The organism is Pusillimonas caeni (assembly GCF_003545815.1).
Lineage (GTDB): Bacteria > Pseudomonadota > Gammaproteobacteria > Burkholderiales > Burkholderiaceae_B > Pusillimonas > Pusillimonas caeni.
The window spans coordinates 30,696-53,672 of the sequence record NZ_PDUW01000013.1; the positions used below are offsets into that span (position 1 = coordinate 30,696).

A 22,977-nucleotide genomic window follows, 5' to 3' on the forward strand; every position below is an offset into this window, starting at 1 on the left:
CTCCTTTATGATTCACGCGATTTCGCAAGGATTCTACGCCCAAAGCGCGAGCGCTGGCCTGCGGAATCGAGCCACGGCCATGCGGCCTGTCTCGCGGACACTCTCTTATTGAAACAAAAGTTACGCAATGATAAATTCGGGCAGCGGCACGGCAGGCTTTTTCAAAATCCATCACGGCCCGGGCCAAATGCCCGAACATAGATAGGGGGAATCATGACCACGAAGAACGCGGCACGCTTGGCCGTGCTGGCTTGCCTGGTGGGGCTGATTTGCGCTTGCGGCGACTCGCCAAACCCCAATGCCGACGCGAAAAAAAATCATGCCGCCACCGTCTTCCAGGTGCAGGCGCCCGATTGGCAGCCATGCATCGTCGTCTTCCCCGGCGATACCGCCCTGTCCGCCTCCGACGAAGAGCCGCTGGACTGCGCGGTCGTCAGCGTTCCTCTCGACTATGCCCGGCCTGCTGGCCAAACAATGGACCTGGCCTTGCGCCGTCGGCCGGCCGATGCACCCGAACGCAAGATCGGCACGCTTTTCATCGAACCCGGCGGCCCGGGCGGCTCGGGGGTGGACGCCGTTCCCGACTTCGCGTCCAAACTGTCGCCCGAAGTGCTCGCCCGCTTTGACATCGTCGGCTTCGATCCGCGCGGCGTGGGACGCACGCGGCCAAGCAGGCTGCCGCCAGGCGCGCCGGCCCTGCAATGCGGCGCAGGGCTGGGCGAATACTTTTCCCACGACTTGGCCGACACCCGCCCGGGGAATGCCGCAACACTAGCGACAGCGGCATCGCGATACGCCGACACCTGCCGGGACGACCCCATACTGCCGTTCATGGGCACCTTGAATGTCGTGCGCGACCTTGAGGTGCTGCGCCGCGCGGTCGGCGACGCTGAACTGACGTACCTGGGCGTGTCCTACGGCACCGAAATCGGCATTGTCTATGCCGACCTCTATCCGGCCCACGTGCGCGCCATGATCATCGACGGCGTGGTCAACCCCGCGCTATCGCCCGAAGAGATTCTCGTTCGCCAAGCCGTGGGCTGGCAGGAAGGCTTGGAGGCCTTCTTCCGCTGGTGCAAGCACAACGCCGACGAATGCCCGATCAGCGACGATCCGCAGGCCCGGTTTCAACACATGCTGGACTTGGCCCGCACCACTCCGGCAATGTTCGACTACAAGGGCAGGCCCTTGCCCCTATCGACGGGGTGGGTGACGCTGCTGTCGGTGCTCAGCATCTATTCCCCTGACGGCTATCCCTCGATGGCCCGGACGATAAACGGGGTGCTGCAACCCGTGCCCGACTGGACACCCTTGATCGCCACGGCTTCCAGCATGGCCAGCGCCGATTCGCTCGGCCCTACAGTATGGACCGGCTGTATGGATCAACCCCTGCCCCGCCCAGCGGACTATGACGCGCTGGTGGCCAAGTCTGCCGCAGCAGCGCCGCTGACCGGCGCCGTACAGGCCAACATCAATCGACCCTGCGCCTACCTGCCGGTAGACCCCGACCCAGTACCGCGCCACTACGAAGCGCAAGGTGCGCCCCCTATCATGGTCTGGGGCACCACTGGGGATCCCGCCACGCCTTACCAGAACGCAGTGGAAGCCGCCGGACAGCTTGCAAACGCCATGTTGTTCACCTTTGTCGCCGATCAGCACGTGGCCATGGGCGGCGGCCCCCACCGCCAGTCTTGCGTCGTGGACGTGCAATCAGACTATCTGCTCACCGCCGTGCTCGAACCACAGGCGGCACCATGCCACGCCTATCCATAACGTCGGCATAAGCTTCGCATGATTCAGGATGCCGCCCACTCCGTCTGGCGCTGGCGCGCCAGGATATCGTCATAGGCCTGCCAGGCGTCCCCGCCGGCGAGCCGCGAGCCCAACCTTGCCCAAACCAGGCGGAATGGCGGGCCGGGGTCAGTTTGAAGCCTGTCTGGGAGGAATATCCAGCCCCCTGGCGACGGCCGGCCGGGCCACGAAAGTGGCGAGCACCCGCGTCACGTTGGGAAAATCCTTGATGCCCACGAGTTCGCCCGCTTCGTAGAAGCCGACGAGGTTGCGCACCCAGGGCCAGACGGCCATGTCGGCGATGGTGTAGTCCTCGCCCATGATCCAGTCGCGCCCCTCGAGCCGGCCCTCGAGCACGCCCAGCAGGCGCCGGGACTCGGCCGCGTAGCGATCGCGGGGACGCTTGTCCTCGTAGTCCTTGCCGGCGAATTTGTGAAAAAAGCCCACCTGGCCGAACATCGGCCCGATGCCGCCCATCTGGAACATCAGCCACTGTATGGTCTCGTAGCGAGCGGCCGGGTCCTGCGAAATGAACTTGCCCGATTTGTCCGCCAGGTACAGCAAGATGGCGCCGGACTCGAACAGGGGCAAGGGCTTGCCGCCGGGGCCGTCCGGGTCGATGATGGCCGGAATCTTGTTATTGGGATTGAGCGACAGAAACTCGGGCGTCATCTGGTCGCTGTTCTCGAAACCCACTCGATGCGCCTCGTAAGGCAGCCCGGTCTCTTCGAGCATGATCGACACCTTGACCCCGTTGGGAGTAGGCAGCGAATACAGCTGGATGCGGTCGGGATGCCGGGCGGGCCACTTCTTGGTGATCGGGAAAGCGGACAAATCGGTCATGGAGATCCTATTTTTCGCGCATCAGCCTGGTTGCCTGGGCCGACGCGGTGTTGAGCGCGGTCGGAGCGGACTGCTCGCCGCTGAGGGCGCGTTGCAGCGTCAGATGGAACATGGCGCGGATCTTGGGATAGTTCTTGATCTTGAACGAACTGGCGGTGACCGCGGGCTTCTGATTGTAGACCGCGACGAGATGGCGCCAGTCGCCCAGATTGCGGTAGTAGCTGTCGCCCGTGGCCGCAAACGCCTGTTCGGTCAGCGGCAGGAAGCCGGTTTCCTGGTACCAGGCGGCGGCGTTCTCGGGCTGGGTCAGCCACGCCAGGAATTCGGCCACGGCTTTTTCCTGGTCGGCGCTTTGTCCTGCGGTAAGCCAGAAGGCCGCGCCGTCCACGAAAGGATTGCCCGGCTGCTTGGTGACCTGCGGGTAATACGGCAGGCCCGACACGCCGAAGTCGAGCGAACGCGCCTCGCGGAAGGCGCCCAGGTTGCCCGACTCGGACAGCAGCACGGCGCACTCGTTGTTGGCGAAGCGCTGCGTGGCGCTGCTGTCGAACTCGGGCTTGACCATCAGTTCGCTGCGCACCCAGCTTATCATCAGCGACAGATGGCGCACATACACCGTATCGAAGGCGAAGGACGGCGCGCCCTTGGCCTTGCCGTTCTGGTTCGAGGTGAAGAACTGGTTGTTGACGGCCGCCAGGTTCTCCAGATTGATCGATACCGGCTGGTCGCTGGTGGCGGGGCAGTTGCGGGTGGCCTTGTTGGCCAGGTCGACGAGCTGGCCCTGCAGCTCGCTCCAGGCGCGATTGGGCACCTCGGGCTTCAGGCCGGCTTTCTTGAAAGCGCCGATGTTGTAATACATGACCGGCACTTCGGCCATGTAGGGGAAGGCCAGCAGGCGGCTCTTGTCGTCGCGGGCGAAGCCGCTTTCGGGGTGGATGAACCACTTGGCATCCTTGATCGGATGCTTGGCCAGCAGCGAATACAAGGGCTTGACGTTGCTGTGGCCGTCGTTCTGGTCGGGCGAGCGCCTGGCTTCGAGCTGCACCAGGTTGGGCGCGGCGCCCTTGGCGCTGCGCGCCAGCTTGCTTTCCAGCACTTCGGGGCTGTTGAAAGATTCGAGCCGCACCTTGACATCGCCGCTTTGGCGATTGAACTGCTTGACGAGCTTTTCGAAAACCGTGGAATTGTGGGCGTTGAGGGCGTGCCACACCGTGATGTCGGTTGCCGCAGCGGCCGGCGACATGGCTGCCAGGGCGGCCGCCACGGCCGCCCCGCCCACCGCCTTCGGCATACGCTGGAGCCGGGTGCCGAAAAGACGATGTACTTTCATATGACTAACCTAACCTAGAAAAGGAAACTCGGGCTCCGGACGGTTGCCGGAGATCAGGTCGGCCAATGCGCGGCCCGAACCCACGCCCATGGTCCAGCCCAGGGTGCCATGCCCCGTATTGAGATAGAGATTGGGGATGCGCGTGCGGCCGATCAAAGGGACGTTGGATGGCGTGGACGGGCGAAGTCCCGACCAGAAACGAACATTATCAAAATCGAGCGCGCTTGGAAACAAGGCGCGCGCCATCTCCCTCAAATTTTCGCAACGAGTTGTATTCAGGGCACGCGAATAGCCGCCCAGTTCGGCAACCCCCGCCATGCGCAGCTGATTGCCCAGGCGCGAATACACCACCTTGTGGGCGCTGTCGGTCAGGCTGACGGTGGGTGCGGCCATGGCGTCGACGACATCGAACGTGGCCGAATAGCCTTTGGCGGGATACACCGGGCAGCGCACTCCCAGAGGATTGACCAGCTGCGGCGTCCAGCTGCCCAGCGCGGCGACGTAGGCGTCCGCGCGCAGCGTCTGGTACAGGCCCTGCGAGTCGATGAGCTCGACGGCCCGGACCTCGCCGCCGGCCGCCAGCAGGCGGCTCACCTGGGTCGAGAAGCGGAACTCCACCCCCGCCTGTTCCGCCAAGCGGGCCAGCGCGGTGGTGAACAGGTAGACGTCGCCCGACTCGTCCTCGGCGGTGTAGTCGCCGCCCACGATGGTGGCGCGCGCCGGCGCCAGCGCAGGCTCGATCTGAATCACCTCGTCGGCGGTGACGATGCGCCGGTCGAGGCCGAAATCGCGCATCAGGTCGGCGGCGTCCTGCGAAGCGTCGAATTCGACCGGATCCTGGTAGAAATTGAGAATGCCGCGTTCGAGGTGGTTGTACTCGATGCCCAGCTCGGCGCGCATGTGCTTGAGCGTGGCCAGGCTGTATTCGGACATCGCCACCATGGCGCGTATGTTCGGCGCCAGCCGGGACGGCAAGCACTCGCGCAGAAAAGCCAGCCCCCAGGCCCACTGCCGCAGGTCGAGCCGGGGCCGGAACGAAATGGGCGCCTTGTCCGATAGCAGCCACTTCAGCATCCGCAATGGCATGCGCGGATTGGCCCAGGGCTCCGAATACGACACCGAGATCTGGCCTCCGTTGGCGCGGCTGGTTTCCAGCGCCGGGCCGTTCTCACGCTCGATCACGACCACGTCGTGCCCCGCCTGCGACAGCCACCAGGCCGTCGCCGTGCCGATGATTCCGCTTCCCAGTACCGCTACTTTCATGGCTTTCACCTTATAAACGTCGAGCCGCTGCGCGGACCGCGCGGCCCGTGCTTAATGCACGTCGGCCTGCGAAGTGAAGGCGTCGGCAAAGAACGCTTCATCCGGCAGGCCACAGAGCTGCGTGAAGTCCCGGCGGGCGCTTTCCACCATGATGGGCGCGCCACAGGCATAGACCTGATGGCCCGAGAGATCGGGCAGATCCTGCATGACGGCCTGGTGCACGAAGCCGGCGCGGCCCGTCCAGCCGTCTTCGGCCTGGGCCTCTGACACCACCGGCACATAGCTGAAGCCGGGCAGCGTGCGCGCCCATTCCTGCGCCTTGTCGTGCATGTACAGATCGCGCGGCCGGCGGCCGCCCCAGTACAGCACGGCCGGGCGCTGCGTGCCCTGGGCGATCATCTGTTCGACGATGGCCTTGATGGGCGCGAAACCCGTGCCGCTGGCCAGGAACACAACTGGCTTGTCGCTGTCTTCGCGCAGAAAGAACGAGCCCAGCGGACCTTCGACACGCAGGATCTCGCGCAGCTTCATCTGCGTTTCGCCGGCCCCGAATACGTGGTCGGTAAACACCCCGCCCGGCATATGGCGCAGATGCAGCTCGACCAGGTTTTTTTCGTTGGGCGCGCAGGCCATCGAATAACTGCGGCGGCTGCCGTCCTTGAGAATGAATTCGATGTACTGGCCGGCGTAATAGCGAAACGGCTCGGAAGGCGGCAACTGCAGCTGGATGGCCTTCACGTCGTGCGCCAGGTCTTCCAGCCCCATGACGCGCGCGGGCATCTTGCGGATCTGTATGTCGCTGGCCATGCGGATCTCGTGCGCCTCGACCACCAGGTCGGAAGTGGGCTTGGCCTGGCAGAACAGGGTATAGCCCTGCGCCAGTTCTTCCGGCGAAAGAATCTGCGCCGGGCTGGACCCGGCGTCGTAATCGCCCGACACCACCTTGCCCTTGCAGGTGGAGCACGCCCCGGTGCGGCAACTGTATGGCAGCACGATGCCCGCCTCCATGGCGCCATCCAGTACGGACTGCCCCGGCGCAACCTGGAACTCGTGCTCGCTGGGCAGCACCTTGACCTTGAAACTCATACTACGCACTCATCCATAGAAAAAGCCATTTTAAGCGCGCCGCAACACCGGCTGCTTGACCTTCAGCGACAGCGCCCTGCCCTTGCGCGCGCGCTTGCCGATATAGGGCGCCAATTCGCCCGCATCCAGCAGCTGTTCGGTCTGCTTGTTGCGATACACGCCTTCGGCCACGATACCATCCGGACCCGCCGCCACCCACTGCGCAATGCCGTCGCCCGCATCGAGGCCCATCAGCACCGTGCCGCGGCCGCCGCCCGACAAGGTCTTGAGCTCGGCGAGCTCGACCACCAGGAAGCGGCCCTTGCCGGTCAGCAGGGCCAGGTGCAGATCGTCGTCCGCCAGCACCAGCGGCTTGAGCAGCGTGTCGTCCTTCTCGAGGTTGACGAACTGCTTGCCCGCGCGCTGGCGCGTGGTCATGTCCTTGAGCGTGGTGATGAAGCCGTAGCCCAGCCGCGTGCCGATCAGATAGCGCCGGTTCTCGTTGCCGGCCACCATCTGCACGATGCGGGCGCCCGCCTCCAGGTCGATCATGGACGTGATGGGCTGGCCGTCGCCGCGGGCCGAGGGCAGGCTGGATACCGCCACGGTGTAGACCCGCCCCGTGTTCGACATGGCCACCAGATTGTCCGTACTGCGGCATTCGATGGCGTCGTACATGGCGTCGCCGGCCTTGAAGTTGAATTGCGAGGCGTCGTGCCCATGCCCCTGCCGGCTGCGCAGCCAGCCCTTCTGCGACACGATGACGGTAACCGGCTCGTCGACCACGCGATTCTCGAGCACGGCCCGTTCGGCCACCTCGATCAGTGTGCGCCGTTCGTCGCCGTATTGCTTGGCGTCCGCCTCGATCTCCTTGATGATCATGCGCTTGAGGGACGAGGGATTGTCCAGCAGTTCTTGCAGGCGCTGCTGCTGGTCCTTCTGCTCGGCCAGTTCTTTTTCGATCTTGAAGCCCTCGAGCCGTGCCAGCTGGCGCAGGCGCATCTCCAGGATGTCTTCCGCCTGCCTTTCCGAAAGATCGAAACGCTGCATCAGGGCGGCGCGCGGCTCGTCGGACTCGCGTATGGTCTGGATCACTTCGTCGACGTTGAGGTAGACCACCATGCGTCCTTCAAGCACATGGATGCGATCGGTGACTTTGTCCAGGCGATGGCGCGTGCGGCGCGTAACCGTCTCGGTGCGAAAGCCCAGCCATTCCGTCAGGATGCGGCGCAGGGGACGCTGGGCCGGGCGCGAATCGGTGCCGATGCACACCAGGTTGATCGGCACGCTGCCTTCCATGCTGGTCTGCGCCAGCAGCAGATTGACGAATTCGTCGCGATCGACCCGGCTGGTCTTGGGTTCGAACACCAGCCGCACGGCGTCCTCTTTGCCCGACTCGTCTCGCACCGCATCGAGCACGCCCAGCACCAGGGCCTTGGTCTGCTGCTGGTCGGCGGTCAGGCTCTTCTTGCCCGCTTTGACCTTGGGATTGGTGCGATCTTCGATTTCTTCGAGGATCTTCTGGGCCGATGTGCCGGGCGGCAGCTCGTACACCACTAGCTGCCACTGGCCGCGCGCCAGCTCTTCGAAGCGCCAGCGCGCGCGCGCCTTGATCGAGCCCCTGCCGCTGCCGTAGATATGGGCGATGTCCTCGGGCGAAGAAATGATCTGCCCGCCGCCGGCGAAGTCCGGCCCGGGCACCAGTTCGTGCAGCGCCTCGTCGGGCAGCTTGGGGTTCTTGAGCAGCGCCACGCAAGCTGACGCTACCTCGCGCAGATTGTGCGAAGGGATTTCCGTGGCCATGCCCACCGCGATGCCCGATGCGCCGTTCAGAAGCATGACGGGCAGGCGGGCCGGCAGCAGCAGGGGCTCTTGCTGGCTGCCGTCGTAGTTGGGGATGAAGTCGACCGTTCCCTCGCCCAGCTCGTCGAGCAGCACGCGCGCAAAAGGCGTCAGGCGGGCCTCGGTATAACGCATGGCCGCCGCGTTGTCGCCGTCGCGCGAGCCGAAGTTGCCCTGGCCATCGATGAGGGGATAGCGCAGGGAGAAGTCTTGCGCCATGCGCACCATGGCGTCGTAGGCGGCCTGGTCGCCGTGCGGATGGTATTTGCCCAGCACGTCGCCCACCACGCGCGCGGACTTGACGGGCTTGGCGCCGGGGCCCAGCCCCATGGCGTCCATGGCGTACAGGATGCGCCGCTGCACCGGCTTCTGGCCGTCGGCCACGTCGGGCAGGGCCCGGCCGCGCACCACCGAAACGGCGTAGTCCAGATAGGCCTGTTCGGCGTAATAGCCCAGCACCAGGCTGTCGCCGTCGTCGCCGCTGTCGAATAAACCTGCTTGTGTAGTGTCCATGATGCTCTCTTAGATGTCGACGTCGGCCAGGTTGCCTTTTTCTTCGAGCCAGCTGCGCCGCTGGCCCGATTCGCCCTTGCCCATCAGCATGTCGAACATGCGCACCGTGGCTTCGACGCCCAGTTCGCCGCAGCTTACGGCCATCAGGCGGCGCGTGTCGGGGTTCATGGTGGTGTCCCACAACTGTTCGGCGCTCATTTCGCCCAGCCCCTTGAAGCGGCTGATGCTCCATGAGCCCTCGCGCACGCCGTCGGCGCGCAGCTTGTCCAGCGCCGCATCGAGTTCGCCCTGGTCCAGGCAATACAGTTTGCGCACGGGCCGCTTGCCCAGCGCCGGAACGTCGACCCGGAACAGCGGCGGCCGGGCGATATAGACATTGCCGGCCTCGACCAGGCGCGGAAAATGCCGGAAGAACAGCGTCAGCAGCAAGACCTGGATATGGGCGCCGTCGACGTCGGCATCGGACAGGATGCAGATGCGGCCGTAGCGCAGATTGGACAGGTCCACCTTGTCGTCCTGCCCATGCGGGTCGACGCCGATGGCCACGGAAATGTCATGGATCTCGTTGTTGGCGAACAGGCGGTCGCGCTCGACCTCCCACGAGTTGAGCACCTTGCCGCGCAACGGCAGCACGGCCTGGAATTCCTTGTCGCGGCCCATCTTGGCCGAACCGCCGGCCGAGTCGCCCTCGACCAGGAAGATTTCGGTGCGCGAGGCGTCGGACGACTCGCAATCGGTCAGCTTGCCGGGCAGCACCGCCACCCCCGAACTCTTGCGCTTTTCGACCTTCTGGGCCGAACGCGCACGCGCCTGCGCCTGCCGGATGGCGGTCTCGGCCAGCTTCTTGCCCAGGTCCACATTGGCATGCATGGCCAGTTCAAGCGCATTCTTGACGTAGCCGCCGACCAGGCGCACCGCGTCGCGGCTGTTCAGGCGCTCTTTGATCTGGCCCTGGAACTGCGGGTCGAGCACCTTGGCCGACAGGACGAAACTGGCGCGGGCGAACACGTCTTCGGGCAGCAGGCGCACCCCCTTGGGAATCAGGCCGTGCAATTCGGCGAAGGACTTGACCGCATTGAACAGGCCTTCGCGCAGGCCCGCCTCGTGCGTGCCGCCGGCGGGGGTGGGGATGAGGTTGACATAGGACTCGCGCACCACGTTGCCCTCGGTCGTCCAGGCCACCGCCCAGTGCGCGCCCTCGCCTTCGGAGAAGTTTTCGTCGTCTTCGCCGGCGTACTGGCGCCCTTCGAACAGGGGCACGATCTTCTCGGCGTCGGCCAGGGCCTCGTTGAGATAGCCCTTGAGGCCGTCTTCGTACTGCCACTGCTGGGTGTCGCCGGTCTTTTCAGTGACGAGCACGACCTTGATGCCGCCCAGCAGGACCGCCTTGCTGCGCAGCGAGTGGATCAGTTCGGCCGCCGGAATGGCCGCGCTGTCGAAATACTTGGGATCGGGCCAGACCCTGACCCGCGTGCCGCTCTTGCGGCGCCCGACCGTATCGGTCTCGGTCAGGGGCTGGGCCACGTTGCCGCCGGCGAACACCAGTTGATGCTCTTTGCCGTCGCGCCACACCGTGACCTCCAGGCGCGAGGACAAGGCGTTGGTCACCGACACGCCGACGCCATGCAGGCCGCCGGAAAAGGCGTAGGCGCCGCCGCTTTTCTTGTCGAACTTGCCGCCCGCATGCAGGCGGGTGAAGACGATTTCCACCACCGGCACCTGCTCTTCGGGATGCAGGCCGACCGGAATGCCGCGCCCGTCGTCCTCGACCGAGATGCTGCCATCGGTATGCAGGGTGACCTTGATCTGCTTGCCATACCCCGCCAGCGCCTCGTCGGCCGCGTTGTCGATGACCTCTTGCAGCATGTGCAGGGGATTGTCGGTGCGGGTGTACATGCCCGGCCGCTGGCGCACGGGCTCCAGGCCTTTCAGGACCCGGATGGACGCTTCGTCGTAACGTGATGTAGCCAAATTGTCCCCAAATTTCGGTGGATGAAAAAACAGTATTTTACGGACATCGCCCGGCCGGACGTCAACAGCGTGAAAAGAAGCGCGTACAAAACGGTCCGCCAAGGCGGCCCGTCGCGAGTCCGCCTCGAGGGACTCGCCGGACCTCGCTCGCTTGTATCGGTAGGCGTTGGATAGGCGCAAAAGCGCCTTGGTTCCAGCGTCCGGGCATATGCAGCGCCCGCTCGAGAGTGGTATGCTTGGAAAAATCGACAAAAAACCGGCGCCCCATCAATAGAACAACGTTCCGGCCGTTCCAGCCAGCGCGCATTTCCTAATCAGAAAGCAAACCGGGACGAGGATTACACGGTTTGTCCATCCGCACAGTTTTAGTATCCACATCCATCCTTATCACTATGAGCGAATTAATACGAAACGTAAGCGATGCCAGCTTCGAGGCCGAGGTATTGCAGGCCGACGGGCCGGTTCTGGTCGACTACTGGGCTGCGTGGTGCGGCCCTTGCAAAATGATCGCCCCCCTGCTGGACGAGGCCGCCAAGCAGTATGAAGGCCGTGTTACCATTGCGAAACTCAACGTCGACGAAAACCCCGACACCGCGGCCCGGTTCGGCGTTCGCGGCATCCCCACCCTGATGCTGTTCAAGGACGGCAAGGCCGCCGCGACCAAGGTGGGCGCATTGTCCAAATCCCAATTGGCCGCCTTCCTCGACGAATCCGTTTAATCGCAATCACCGCCTTGCGCGCGGGCCCCTCACGGGCCCGCCACCCACTTTGCACGAATCCCCTTCTTTCTTCTCATGCATCTCACAGAACTAAAAGCGCTGCACGTTTCGCAGTTGCTCGAAATGGCATCGAGCCTGGACATCGACAACGCCAGCCGCCTGCGCAAGCAGGAAATCATGTTCGCCATCATGAAAAAGCGCGCCAAGCAGGGCGAGCAGATTTTCGGCGACGGCGTGCTCGAAGTCCTGCCCGACGGCTTCGGCTTCCTGCGCTCGCCCGATACCTCGTATCTGGCCAGCACCGACGACATCTACATCTCGCCCTCGCAGATACGCCGCTTCAACCTGCACACCGGGGATTCGATCGAAGGCGAGGTGCGCACGCCCAAGGACGGCGAACGCTATTTCGCCCTGGTCAAGGTGGACAAGGTCAACGGCATGCAGCCCGAGGCCATCAAGCACCGCATCATGTTCGAGAACCTGACCCCGCTGCATCCGGACGAGGTCATGACGCTCGAGCGCGACATCAAGAGCGAAGAAAACATCACGGGCCGCATCCTCGACATCTTCGCGCCGCTGGGCAAGGGCCAGCGCGCGCTGATCGTCGCCAGCCCCAAGTCGGGCAAGACGGTGATGATGCAGCACATCGCCCATGCCATCACCACCAACTACCCCGACGCAACCATGATCGTGCTGCTGGTCGACGAACGTCCCGAGGAAGTCACCGAAATGCAGCGCACCGTGCGCGGTGAAGTAGTGGCTTCGACCTTCGACGAACCCGCCACCCGCCATGTGCAGGTGGCCGAAATGGTCATCGAAAAAGCCAAGCGCCTGGTCGAACTCAAGAAAGACGTGGTGATTCTGCTCGACTCCATCACCCGCCTGGCCCGCGCCTACAACACCGTGGTGCCGGCGTCGGGCAAGGTGCTGACCGGCGGCGTGGACGCCAACGCGCTGCAGCGCCCCAAGCGCTTCTTCGGCGCGGCGCGCAACATCGAAGAAGGCGGCTCGCTCACCATCATCGGCACGGCATTGATCGAAACCGGCAGCCGCATGGACGAAGTCATCTACGAAGAATTCAAGGGCACGGGCAACTCCGAGGTGCACCTCGAGCGCCGTCTGGCCGAAAAGCGCGTCTACCCGGCCATCAACCTGAACAAATCGGGCACCCGCCGCGAAGAGCTGCTCATCAAGCCCGAACTGCTGCAGAAAGTCTGGGTGCTGCGCAAGTTCATCCACGACATGGACGACGTCGCCGCCATGGAATTCATCCTCGACAAGATTCGCGCCACCAAGACCAATGCCGAATTTTTCGACATGATGAAAAAATAATCACCACAATCTTCGACAACACCGCCGGGCCCGCGCGGGTTCGGCGCGCACCACAGAGCACCACTTGATGAAACTAACTACTCTGAATCAATTCCTCGACCACGTACAGGCCCGCGACCCGCATCAACCCGAGTTCATGCAAGCGGTGAAAGAAGTCATGGGCTGTTTGTGGCCCTTCATCGAACAGAACCCGCGCTATGCCGAGATGGGGCTGCTCGAGCGCCTGGTGGAACCCGAGCGAGTGATCCAGTTTCGTGTTTCGTGGGTGGACGACAAGGGCCAGGTGCAAGTCAATCGCGCCTTCCGCATCCAGCACAGTTCGGCCATCGGCCCCTTCAAGGGCGGCATGCGCTTCCATCCCTCGGTCAATCTTTCCATCCTCAAGTTCCTGGCCTTCGAGCAGACTTTCAAGAACGCCCTGACCACGCTGCCCATGGGCGGCGGCAAGGGCGGCTCCGACTTCGATCCCAAGGGCAAGTCCGACGCTGAAGTCATGCGCTTCTGCCAGGCGCTGATGATCGAGCTCTACCGCCACCTGGGTCCCGACACCGACGTGCCCGCCGGCGACATCGGCGTGGGCGCCCGCGAAGTCGGCTTCATGGCCGGCATGATGAAGAAGCTCTCGAACTCGGCCTCCAGCGTCTTCACCGGCAAGGGCATCACCTTCGGCGGCAGCCTGATCCGCCCGGAAGCCACCGGCTACGGCACCGTGTATTTCGCCGAAGAAATGCTCAAGCACATGCGCCAGTCGCTCGACGGCCTGACGGTGTCGGTGTCCGGCTCGGGCAACGTGGCCCAGTACGCCATCGAAAAGTGCATGCAGATGGGCGCCAAGGTGGTCACCGTTTCCGACTCGCACGGCTGCGTGGTCGACAAGGCGGGCTTCACGCCGGCCAAGCTGGCGGCCCTCATCGAACTCAAGAACACCCGCCGCGAACGCCTCGAGACCTTTGCACAAGAGCAAGGCCTGGTCTATGAAGCCGGCAAGCGTCCCTGGCACGTTCCGGTCGACGTCGCCCTGCCCTGCGCCACCCAGAACGAGCTCGAGCTCGAAGACGCGCTCACCCTCATCAAGAACGGCGTGCGCTGCGTGGCCGAAGGCGCCAACATGCCGACCAGCCTGGATGCCGTCGACGCCTTCATCCAGGCCGGCGTGCTGTATGCCCCGGGCAAGGCCAGCAATGCCGGCGGCGTCGCCGTGTCGGGCCTGGAAATGAGCCAGAACGCCCTGCGCCTCAGCTGGACCCGCGACGAGGTCGAGACCCGCCTGCATTCCATCATGCGCGACATCCACGAAAGCTGCGTGCGCTACAGCAATCAGGCTCCCGGCAAGCCGGTCAACTACCTGAACGGGGCCAATATCGCGGGCTTCGTCAAAGTGGCCGATGCCATGCTGCAGCAAGGCGTGTACTGAACCGTACTGGCCTTACTAAAATCGGCGGCGGGCCTCGGCCCGGCCGCCGTTTTTCATTCCGGCGCCGCCGCGCCGCGGCGGCCCGCCCCCGAGTTCGCGACCGAGCCCTTCGCCCGGCCATTGAGTTCGACCGCGTCGTGCAGTCCCTTCCCGGCCTCGCCGTCCAGTTCGATGCCCTGGCCCTCTATCTGCCCCGCCGGAGCCGTTTTGTCCCCCGCCTTCTCGGCGGGCGCCGGCGCTTCCTTCAGTTGCGGCGCGTTCAGGTCGCCCGATACGTCGTAATGCGCCGTCATGGCTTTGGACAACGGCTTGCTGAGCAGCCACTGGGTCACGAAGGCGCCCAGGCCGACGATGGGATTGATGGCGATGCCCGCCGCCACCGTCGCGCCGCTGACGTCTAGCTTGGGCACCACCATGGCCTGCAGATCGATCTTTTCGGTTTTCAGGTCCACGTCGCCGCCGATGCTGATGGTCGCCACCGGACCGGTCACGCGATAGTCGTTGGTCGTCATGACGCCGTCTCGGATGTGCAGCGTTCCGGCCACGCGATCGAAGGGAAAGCCTTCCTTGAAGATGGATGCGGGATTCATACTGAAGGTGGCCAGCCTCTGGAGCGACTGCAGGGACAACAGTTCGAGCAGGCGGGCCGAACGCGAATTGAGCGTGCTCAGCCGTCCCTTCTCCAGTTCAAAGCGCAACTGCCCGTTCAGGTCGGAACGATCGAAGCGCCATGGCATGTTGCGCCATTCGAACCGGCCCTTCAGCGAACCTTGACCGCCCTCCATCATGTTCTTCATGTCGATCTGGTCCAGGAAGGCGCCCATGTCGCTGAAGCTCGCATCGGCGTCCAGCGTCAGCCCGCGCTGGCCGCCCGCCAGCCGCCAGATGCCCGAGCCGCGCAGTTCGGCCGTAGGGCTGGTCAGGCTGAGCTTGTTCAAGCGCCAGAACCGGCCGCGCTGCTCGTTCACGCCCTCCACCGCCAGCTTGCCGACCGAACGGCCATACAGGATGAGCTTGTCCACTTTGAGATCGACCGCCGGCACATCCACGTCTCCGTCCCAGGAGCCGTCTTCTTCAGTCGCTTCCAGCAGGGCGTCGGGAGACTCGGGTTCGGGACGAGCCTGCGGACTCGGCTTGTCGTCGCCCAGCGCCAGTCGATCGAAGCGGGCGTCCACCTTGCCGGTGGTCGTCGCGTCGGCCTGGTTCCAGAACACCGTGCCCGCCGTACGCGCCGAAGCGACGTCCATGCGCCATTGGAGCGGCTGCTCTCGCTGCGCCGTCAAGGTGGCGGCGTCGAGCTGCAGCCCGTACATCGCCATGCTGTCGGCCTGCAGCCGCAGGCGCTGCAGCGGCGGGAAGATCTCGCGCTGCGATGACCGGGCATCCCCGCCTTCGTCCTGCAGGGGCGCGGAGAATTCGTCGACGATGGCGTTCCACTCGTTGACGTCGATGCGGCCGTGGCGCGCGTCGACCACCAGGCCGGCATCGGGCAGCTTCTGGGGCAAAGCCGTGCCCACGGCGCCCGCAACGAAATAGGGCCCGTCCGCGGCGCCTTGTCTGCGCAGGAACTGCGCCTTCACCGCCGGGCCGAGCGCGGCCTTCAATATCATCTGCCGGGCCGCAGGCGCGGGAGTCCACTGCACCTCCAATCTGACCGGCGTCCCCGCCGGCTTGCCGACAGGCGCGGGCAGATCGATGGCGAGCTCGCGCAGGTCGCTCTGGGCCGTCATGGCATAGCGCCCCGACGGCTGGCGGCGCAGCTGGGCCGTGTAGGCCAGCGCTCCTTCCAGGCGCTGCATGCCTTTCAGGCCCACATACCGCCGCAGCGCCTCGGCGCCGATTCGACCCTTCATCTGCAGGCCCTTGCGGCCGCCCCCGATGCCGCCGTGGAAGTCGGCCGGACCGCCCAGGAAGCGGGCCTTCAGCCCTTCTGCGCTGAAGCCCGTCTCGGAAAATTCGAGCGTCCCCTGCACTTGCTCGAAAGGCGGCGCCTGCGGCTCCAGCGCGACCAGGCCCCCGCCGAAGCGGACGGCGCCGCGTACCCGGGTATGGTCGACGTCCAGCAGCGGTATGGTCAGGCGCAGCGGCACCTCCCAGTCGCCCTCTGCCCGGGCCGGATCGAGAAACCCGTCGAGCAGCCGATGCAAGGGCGAGTGGCGCGCCAAGGCGAGATAGGCCGGGGCGGGCGCCTTGGACCGGCCTTCGATGTTCAGCATCGAATCCCGCTCGATATCCGGAATGTGCGCCCGGACGTCGCGCAGCTCGATGACATGGCCTTCGGCGGGCGCGACGAGGGCCTCATCGGCCACCAGACGCAGATCCACGCGGTCCAGCGCTACCCGGCCCCGTACTTGGCGCAATGCGGGCCAGCTCTCGTCCCCGCCGCGGCCGGGGGCATAGTCGATGACGCCGTCGCGGAAACTGCCCTCGATGCGGAAACGGCCCGTTCCGTCGCCGAAAGGAAAATCCTCCAGATCGCCCTGCAGCAGCGCAGCGGCGTTCTCGATCTCGCCGTCCAGCAGGCCATGGACCAGCCACTCGCGCGCTTCCAGGTTGATGCTGTTCGGCATGTAGAGATCGATGCCGTCCAGGGTGGCGCGATGGAACACGCCCCGGATGTCGGCCAGCCCGGCCGCGCCGGAGCCGCCTTCTTTCCAGCTTCCGCGCCACTGCAGGTCCATGTCCCGGTTGATCACGCGTGTGTTGTCGAAGCGCGCGGCAAGCCGTCCGCCTGCGGCGCGCCGCAGGCCGCCGCGCGTCTCGATGTGATCGAATGCCAGCTCGTGATCGAAAACCTCGGGAGCGTCCAGCACCATGCCCTGGGCGTCGAACCAGAAGCGCACCGGCTCGCCCTCTTCGATCGCCGCGCCGTTTCCCTCGTCCTGATCAGGGCGGACATCATGGACAGCCGGATCGGCGGCCTCCGAATCTGCTAGCCCCGGCGGCGTCGGCGCCACGAGCGCCTCGAACGCTTCCAGGGCGCCGGCGTAGGCCGGCCAGGATCCGTCCAGAAACAGCTCGACCGTCCCCGCCCGCACGCCGCTCCGGTCGCCCAGCCGCCAGTCGCCGTCCCGCACCCTGACCTGGGCCGCCACCCGGCTGGGGGCCGACCGGGCGAAGCCCAGCCACCATTGCGCCGACACCCGGCCCGACGTCATATGGCCCGGGATGTCCATCCAGGGACGCCATTGCGCCGGCGACATGCCTTCGACCTGTACATAGAACAGGCCTTCCCAGGCCATGGGATCGGTGGCCGCGAGGCTGGAATCGGCATGCTCGAATCGGGCGCGCAGCTCGAACTCCCTGCCCAGCGCCTCGGGCGGCGTCGCGGTCAGCAGCAGGCTGTGTTTCCCGGGCTCGGACGCCAGGCCCAGGGTGACCCCGTCCAGCCTGAGCGCCGCACCGTCCCGCGTTTCGTCCCGCCAGGTGATGGCGGCGTCCCGCAAGGCCACGCGCGGTTGCCGGGCCAGCCATTGCACTAGGGGATGGTCCAATCCCAGCTCGGGAGAGTCGCGGGAATCATCGAGGCCGAGCTCCTTGCCCAGGACCCATATCCGCCCCTGCGCGTCGCGCCGGGCCTCGATGTCCAGCCCCGACGCCTCGATGTAGGAAAACCTCGGCAAGCCGGAAAAAAGGCCCTGCCAGCTGAGCATGGTGCGGATGACCGGCAGCCTCAGCACCTGTTGTCCCCGCTCGTCGAACACCGCCACGTCGTTGAGCTCGAGGCGCGGATGCAACCCCTTCCAGCTCGCTTCGATGCGCCCCAGTTCGATGCGGGTATCCAGCGCGGATGACAGTTCGGCCTGGATGCGCGGCCGCCAATGATCGATGTTGGGCAGGACTCCGTGCCGGAAGACGAGAAACAGCACCGCGGCCGACAGGTACAGGACCAGCGCCGTTCGGCCCAGTACGCGAAGGAATGCGGAAATTCGAAACACGGGTTGAGTAGCCAGTACGGGGGGATATGCAGTATCTTTTCAGACCTTATACCTGAAAATCCACCGATCGTCGCGACCAACCCCTACTCATGACCGCAAGTTCCCGTCTGTCCAAAGCCCTGGAATGGTCCGGCGCCCTGCGCCGCAAGACCGGCTCGAATCAAGCCTTCGCGGCATGGCTGGAACAGGCCTGCGCACAACCGGTGGACGACCGGGCCATCGGCGCCTGGTTCGACGAGCTGCGCGGCGGCGCCGCGCCCGGCCCGGCCCTGCCCACCGCCGACGCGCGCCGGGTGCTGCGCCAGTTGCGCCAGCGCGTGTTCTACGCCCTGATGGTGCGCGACATCAATGGCGAAGCGCCCTTGGCGGAGGTGGTGGAAGCCACCAGCAATCTGGCCGACCTGGCCATCGCCCAGGCTTACCAGAGCGTGGCAGCCGACCTGGCCGACACCCATGGCGCCCCGCTGGACCCGGGCACCGGCCAGCCCCAGGAGATGCTGATCATCGGCATGGGCAAGCTGGGCGGCAGGGAATTGAACGTGTCGTCGGACATCGACCTGATCATGCTGTATGGCGAAGAAGGCGAGACGACGGGACGCCGCAAGATCAGCCACCATGAGTTCTATGGGCGCCTCGTGCAGCGCATGATGCCGGTGCTGTCCGAGCCGGACGCGGACGGCCAGGTGTTTCGCACCGACCTGCGCCTGCGGCCCGACGGCGACTCGGGCCCGCTGGCCTGGAGCCTGGACGCGCTGGAGCACTATCTGGTGGCCCAGGGCCGCGAATGGGAACGCTACGCCTGGCTCAAGGCCCGCCCGATCCCCGGCGCGGCGTTCCAGGGCAGCGACCGCCGGCCCCAACTGGCGCAGCTCGAGTCGCTGCGCGTTCCCTTCGTGTACCGCAAGTATTTCGACTTCGATGCGCTGGCCGCCCTGCGGCAGCTGCGCGAGCGCATCCGCGAAGACTGGCAGCGGCGCGCCCAGGCCCGCAGCGGCGTGGACGCCACCCACAACATCAAGCTGGGCGACGGCGGCATCCGCGAAATCGAGTTCATTGTCCAGTTGAACCAGTTGATACGGGGCGGGCGCATGCCTTCGCTGCAGAAGCGCGGCCTGCTGGCCGCCCTGCAACGCCAGAAGACCGCCGGCGTGATGCCCGAGGCCATTGCCGACAAGCTGCAGGCCGCCTACTGCTTTCTGCGGCGCACCGAACACATGCTGCAATACCGCGAAGACGAGCAGACTCACCTGCTGCCCTTCGATCCCGCCCTGCGCGAGCAGCTCGCCCACGCCATGGGCATGGCGCCCCGCGACTTCGAACAGGCGCTGGCCGAGCACCGGCATTTCGTCAACCAGACTTTCCGCAACGCCTTCCGGCTCGCCGGCATGGGCGAGGCCGAGGACGAGGACGAAACCGCCTCCGGCCCGGCGCCGGACTGCAGCCTGAGCGACTATGTCGACGGCCAGCTGGGCGAGCACGCCGACGCGCTCAACCAGCGCATCCAGGCCCTGCTCGACACGCACCGCATCCGCAGCCTGCCGGCCAACAGCCGCAAGCGCCTGGACGCCCTGCTGCCCGCCCTCGTCGATGCCGCCGCCAAAACGCCCGATCCCGAACAGACCGCCATCCGGCTGCTGAACCTGATCGAGCACATCGCTCAGCGCAGCGCCTACCTGGCGCTGCTGGCCGAGTATCCCGAGATCCTGGCCCGCGTGTCGCGCATCGTGGGCGCCAGCCCCTGGGCGTCGCAATACCTCTGCCAATACCCCTTGCTGCTGGACAGCCTGATCGAGTGGCATTCCTTGATGTCGCCGCTGGATCTGGCCGCCCACGCCAAGAGCCTGCACGACGAACTGGACGCGTCGCTGTTGCCCGACGGCAAGCCCGACGTCGAGCAGCAGATGAACCTGATGCGCGACTTGCAGCGCCAGCTCAGCTTCCAGCTGCTGGCCCAGGATCTGGCCGGCGTGCTCACCGTCGAGCAACTGGCCGATCAGCTTTCCGGGCTGGCGGACATGCTGCTGGAAGAAACCCTGCACCGCGTCTGGCCCCTCGTCCAGCCCCGCGGCGCCCCTACCGGCGGCGCCTTGCCGCCGCCCCGCTTCGCCATCATCGCCTACGGCAAGCTGGGAGGCAAAGAGCTGGGCTACGCTTCCGACCTGGACCTGGTGTTCCTGTACGACGACCCGCGCGAGGACGCGCCGGAACTCTATGCCAAGCTGGGCCGCCGCATGGCCTCGTGGCTGTCCACCATGACTTCTTCGGGGCGCCTCTACGACATCGACCTGCGCCTGCGTCCGGACGGCGACGCCGGCGTGCTGGCCGTATCCGTGGAAGCGTTCTCGCAGTACCAGTTGAACCATGCCTGGCCCTGGGAGCACCAGGCCATCACCCGCGCCCGCTTCGCCGCGGGCGACAGCACCGTGGGCGAGCGCTTCGAGGCCGTGCGCCGCGAAATCCTGCTGGCCCCGCGCGACCCGCAGCAGCTCAAGCAGGACGTGCGCGCCATGCGCGACAAGATCAGCGCGGGCCATCCCAACCACTCGCTGGACTTCGACCTCAAGCACGACCGCGGCGGCATGGTCGACGTCGAATTCGTCACTCAGTACCTGGTATTGGCATACTCCAGCAAGCACCCCGTGCTGGTCGACAACCTGGGCAACATCACGCTTCTGAAACTCGCCGGCGAACACGGCCTGATTCCGCGGCAGCTGGCCACCGAAGTGTCCGATGCCTATCGGGTGTTCCGCAGGATGCAGCATTCGCTGCGGCTGCAGGGCGCGGAAAAAGCCCGTGTCTCGCCCAGCCTGCTCGCTGCCGAGCGCGCCTGCGTGCGCCTGCTCTGGAACACCGTCATCGGCGAATGAGCCCGACGGGCCGGCAGGCGCCGGGCTGCATGCGCGGCTGGCGCGGACCGTGCGAGGCATTACAATCGGTGTGCCTTTGACATCAACACTGGAGCCGCCCAATGAGCAACGCCATCCCGCGCATGACCAATCTGTTCCTACAACTCGGGCTGGACGCCAGCGAAGAAGCGATCGCGCAATTCATCAAGGACCATCAATTGCCCACGGACGTCGAGATTGCCGACGCGCCATATTGGAATGACGCCCAGCGCCAGTTCCTGACCGAGCAGATCGCGGCCGATGCGCCCTGGGCCATCATCGTCGACCAGTTGAACGAGTCCCTGCACGAAGACGCGGTCAAGCTCAGTTCGGGGCTGGAATAAACAATGAGCGGGCAAGACGTGACACAGCACTACGACTACATCGCCATAGGCGGCGGCAGCGGCGGCATCGCCTCCGCCAACCGCGCAGCGATGCACGGAAGAAAATGCGCGCTGATCGAAGCCAAAGAGCTCGGCGGCACCTGCGTCAACGTGGGATGCGTGCCCAAGAAAGTCATGTGGCACGCGGCGCAAATCGCCGAGGCCATTCACCACTATGGGCCGGACTACGGCTTTAACGCCACGGTGAACCGCTTCGACTGGAACACCCTGGTCGAGAACCGCAGCGCCTACATCGACCGCATCCATGCTTCGTACGACACGGTGCTGGGCAAGAACCAGGTCGACGTGATCCGCGGCTGGGCCAGCTTCGTCGATGCGCGCACCATCGAAGTCGACGGCAAGCGCTACACCGCCGACCACATCCTGATCGCCACCGGCGGCCGGCCCGTGCGCCCCGACATTCCCGGCGCGGAACACGGCATCGATTCGGACGGCTTCTTCGCCTTGTCCGAATTGCCCCGGCGCACCGCCGTGGTGGGGGCGGGCTACATCGCGGTCGAACTGGCGGGCGTGATGAACGCCCTGGGTTCGGAAACCCATCTCTTCGTGCGGCAGCATGCCCCGCTGCGCAATTTCGATCCCCTGATCAGCGAAACCCTGGTCGAAGTGATGCAGGCCGAAGGCCCTCTGCTGCACACACACTCCGTACCCAAGGCGGTTTTGAAGAACGCCGACGGCAGCCTGACGCTGCAACTCGAGAACGGCGAAAGCCACACCGTGGACTGCCTGGTCTGGGCGGTCGGCCGGGAGCCCCATACGGCCCACCTGAACCTGAAGGCGGCGGGCGTACAGGTGAACCCGCTCGGCTACATCACGGTGGACAAGTACCAGAACACCAATGTGCCCGGCGTCTACGCGGTGGGAGACATCACCGGGCAGGTCGAACTGACGCCGGTGGCCGTTGCCGCCGGACGCCGCCTGTCCGAGCGGCTGTTCAACGACAAGCCCGACGAACACCTCGATTACAGCAATGTCCCCACGGTGGTGTTCAGCCACCCGCCGATAGGCACGGTCGGCCTCAGCGAACCCGAGGCGCGGGCCAAATACGGCGACGATGCGGTGAAGGTGTACCGGTCTTCTTTCACCGCCATGTACACCGCGGTGACGCGGCGCCGCCAGCCCGCGCGCATGAAGCTCGTCTGCGCCGGGCCGGAAGAGAAGATCGTCGGCATACACGGCATCGGCTTCGGCATGGACGAAATGCTGCAGGGCTTCGCGGTGGCGCTGAAGATGGGCGCCACCAAGAAGGACTTCGACGACACCGTGGCGATACATCCCACCGCCTCTGAAGAGTTCGTGACGATGCGGTAGAGCTAAATTGGGTTCTTGAGGGCCGTTGGGGATTGTTGCGATGTTGCTATTGGGTTCTTGAGCGCCGCTGGGGATTGTTGCGATGCTGTTATTGGGTTCTTGAGCGCCGCTGAAGGAGCCCCGGGTTTTCCCCGGACGGTCGGGCGGTCCGAGGCAGCGCCCTCCAACGTCCGGGGACAACCCGGGGCTCCTTCAACGGCTTGCGTCATTTGCCAGACTCGCGTCATTTGCCTACTCGCGTTATTTTCTCAGACGTAAGCCGCTGGAGGCGGGCATGCCCAGGCCGGGCGTTGGAGGGCGCTGCCTCGGACCGCCCGACCGCCCGGCCTGGGCATGCCCGCCTTCAGCGGCGTCTC

General features: G+C 65.4%; 14 protein-coding genes. 7 read left to right on the forward strand and 7 right to left on the reverse strand.

The window, feature by feature from the left end:
• The first annotated feature begins 213 nt into the window (after positions 1–213).
• Positions 214–1,773: an alpha/beta fold hydrolase gene (locus CSC67_RS20055; RefSeq protein WP_118996237.1), complete on the forward strand. Its 1,560-nt coding sequence runs from the start codon at positions 214–216 to the stop codon at positions 1,771–1,773.
• A gap of 147 nt (positions 1,774–1,920) precedes the next feature.
• Here CSC67_RS20055 and CSC67_RS20060 read toward each other — a convergent pair whose 3' ends face one another.
• Genes CSC67_RS20060 through CSC67_RS20085 form a run of 6 tightly spaced genes read right to left on the reverse strand, consistent with a single transcriptional unit; the run spans position 1,921 to position 10,618 of the window.
• Positions 1,921–2,634: a glutathione S-transferase N-terminal domain-containing protein gene (locus CSC67_RS20060; RefSeq protein ID WP_118996238.1), complete on the reverse strand. Its 714-nt coding sequence runs from the start codon at positions 2,632–2,634 to the stop codon at positions 1,921–1,923.
• 7 nt (positions 2,635–2,641) lie between these two features.
• The gene (locus CSC67_RS20065) at positions 2,642–3,964 is read right to left on the reverse strand and encodes an extracellular solute-binding protein (RefSeq protein ID WP_118996239.1); all 1,323 of its coding nucleotides are present in this window, start codon (positions 3,962–3,964) and stop codon (positions 2,642–2,644) included.
• A gap of 9 nt (positions 3,965–3,973) precedes the next feature.
• Positions 3,974–5,227 carry a D-amino acid dehydrogenase gene (locus tag CSC67_RS20070; protein ID WP_118996240.1) on the reverse strand — a complete coding sequence of 418 codons (1,254 nt, stop codon included), beginning with the start codon at positions 5,225–5,227 and terminating at the stop codon, positions 3,974–3,976.
• A gap of 51 nt (positions 5,228–5,278) precedes the next feature.
• Positions 5,279–6,313 carry a CDP-6-deoxy-delta-3,4-glucoseen reductase gene (locus CSC67_RS20075; protein WP_118996241.1) on the reverse strand — a complete coding sequence of 345 codons (1,035 nt, stop codon included), beginning with the start codon at positions 6,311–6,313 and terminating at the stop codon, positions 5,279–5,281.
• Between the two features lie 30 nt (positions 6,314–6,343).
• Positions 6,344–8,647, reverse strand: a complete 2,304-nt coding sequence (gene parC, locus CSC67_RS20080) for a DNA topoisomerase IV subunit A (RefSeq protein WP_425337675.1) — start codon at positions 8,645–8,647, stop codon at positions 6,344–6,346.
• Positions 8,648–8,656: 9 nt separating this feature from the next.
• Positions 8,657–10,618, reverse strand: a complete 1,962-nt coding sequence (locus CSC67_RS20085; RefSeq protein ID WP_118996243.1) for a DNA topoisomerase IV subunit B — start codon at positions 10,616–10,618, stop codon at positions 8,657–8,659.
• Positions 10,619–11,010: 392 nt separating this feature from the next.
• On the opposite strand from CSC67_RS20085, the gene trxA reads away from it, so the two are divergent.
• From trxA to gdhA, 3 genes are all read left to right on the forward strand, one after another.
• Complete coding sequence (gene trxA / locus CSC67_RS20090) at positions 11,011–11,337, forward strand: thioredoxin TrxA (protein ID WP_118996244.1); 327 nt, start codon at positions 11,011–11,013, stop codon at positions 11,335–11,337.
• Positions 11,338–11,412: 75 nt separating this feature from the next.
• Complete coding sequence (gene rho / locus CSC67_RS20095) at positions 11,413–12,669, forward strand: transcription termination factor Rho (protein ID WP_118996245.1); 1,257 nt, start codon at positions 11,413–11,415, stop codon at positions 12,667–12,669.
• 67 nt (positions 12,670–12,736) lie between these two features.
• Positions 12,737–14,083 (forward strand): NADP-specific glutamate dehydrogenase, encoded by a 1,347-nt coding sequence (gene gdhA, locus CSC67_RS20100; RefSeq protein WP_118996246.1) that lies wholly within the window; start codon positions 12,737–12,739, stop codon positions 14,081–14,083.
• Positions 14,084–14,136: 53 nt separating this feature from the next.
• On the opposite strand, the gene CSC67_RS20105 is transcribed toward gdhA, so the two are convergent.
• Positions 14,137–18,021, reverse strand: coding sequence for a YhdP family protein (locus tag CSC67_RS20105; protein WP_118996247.1), 3,885 nt, complete (start codon positions 18,019–18,021; stop codon positions 14,137–14,139).
• Positions 18,022–18,110: 89 nt separating this feature from the next.
• Between CSC67_RS20105 and glnE the strand changes: the two genes are divergently transcribed.
• The 3 genes from glnE to gorA all read left to right on the forward strand — a co-directional run bounded on the left by glnE (position 18,111) and on the right by gorA (position 22,621).
• Positions 18,111–20,888: a bifunctional [glutamate--ammonia ligase]-adenylyl-L-tyrosine phosphorylase/[glutamate--ammonia-ligase] adenylyltransferase gene (gene glnE, locus CSC67_RS20110; protein ID WP_118996248.1), complete on the forward strand. Its 2,778-nt coding sequence runs from the start codon at positions 18,111–18,113 to the stop codon at positions 20,886–20,888.
• Between the two features lie 101 nt (positions 20,889–20,989).
• Complete coding sequence (locus CSC67_RS20115; RefSeq protein ID WP_118996249.1) at positions 20,990–21,250, forward strand: DUF2789 domain-containing protein; 261 nt, start codon at positions 20,990–20,992, stop codon at positions 21,248–21,250.
• Between the two features lie 3 nt (positions 21,251–21,253).
• Positions 21,254–22,621 (forward strand): glutathione-disulfide reductase, encoded by a 1,368-nt coding sequence (gene gorA, locus CSC67_RS20120; RefSeq protein WP_209304358.1) that lies wholly within the window; start codon positions 21,254–21,256, stop codon positions 22,619–22,621.
• Positions 22,622–22,977: the final 356 nt, after the last annotated feature.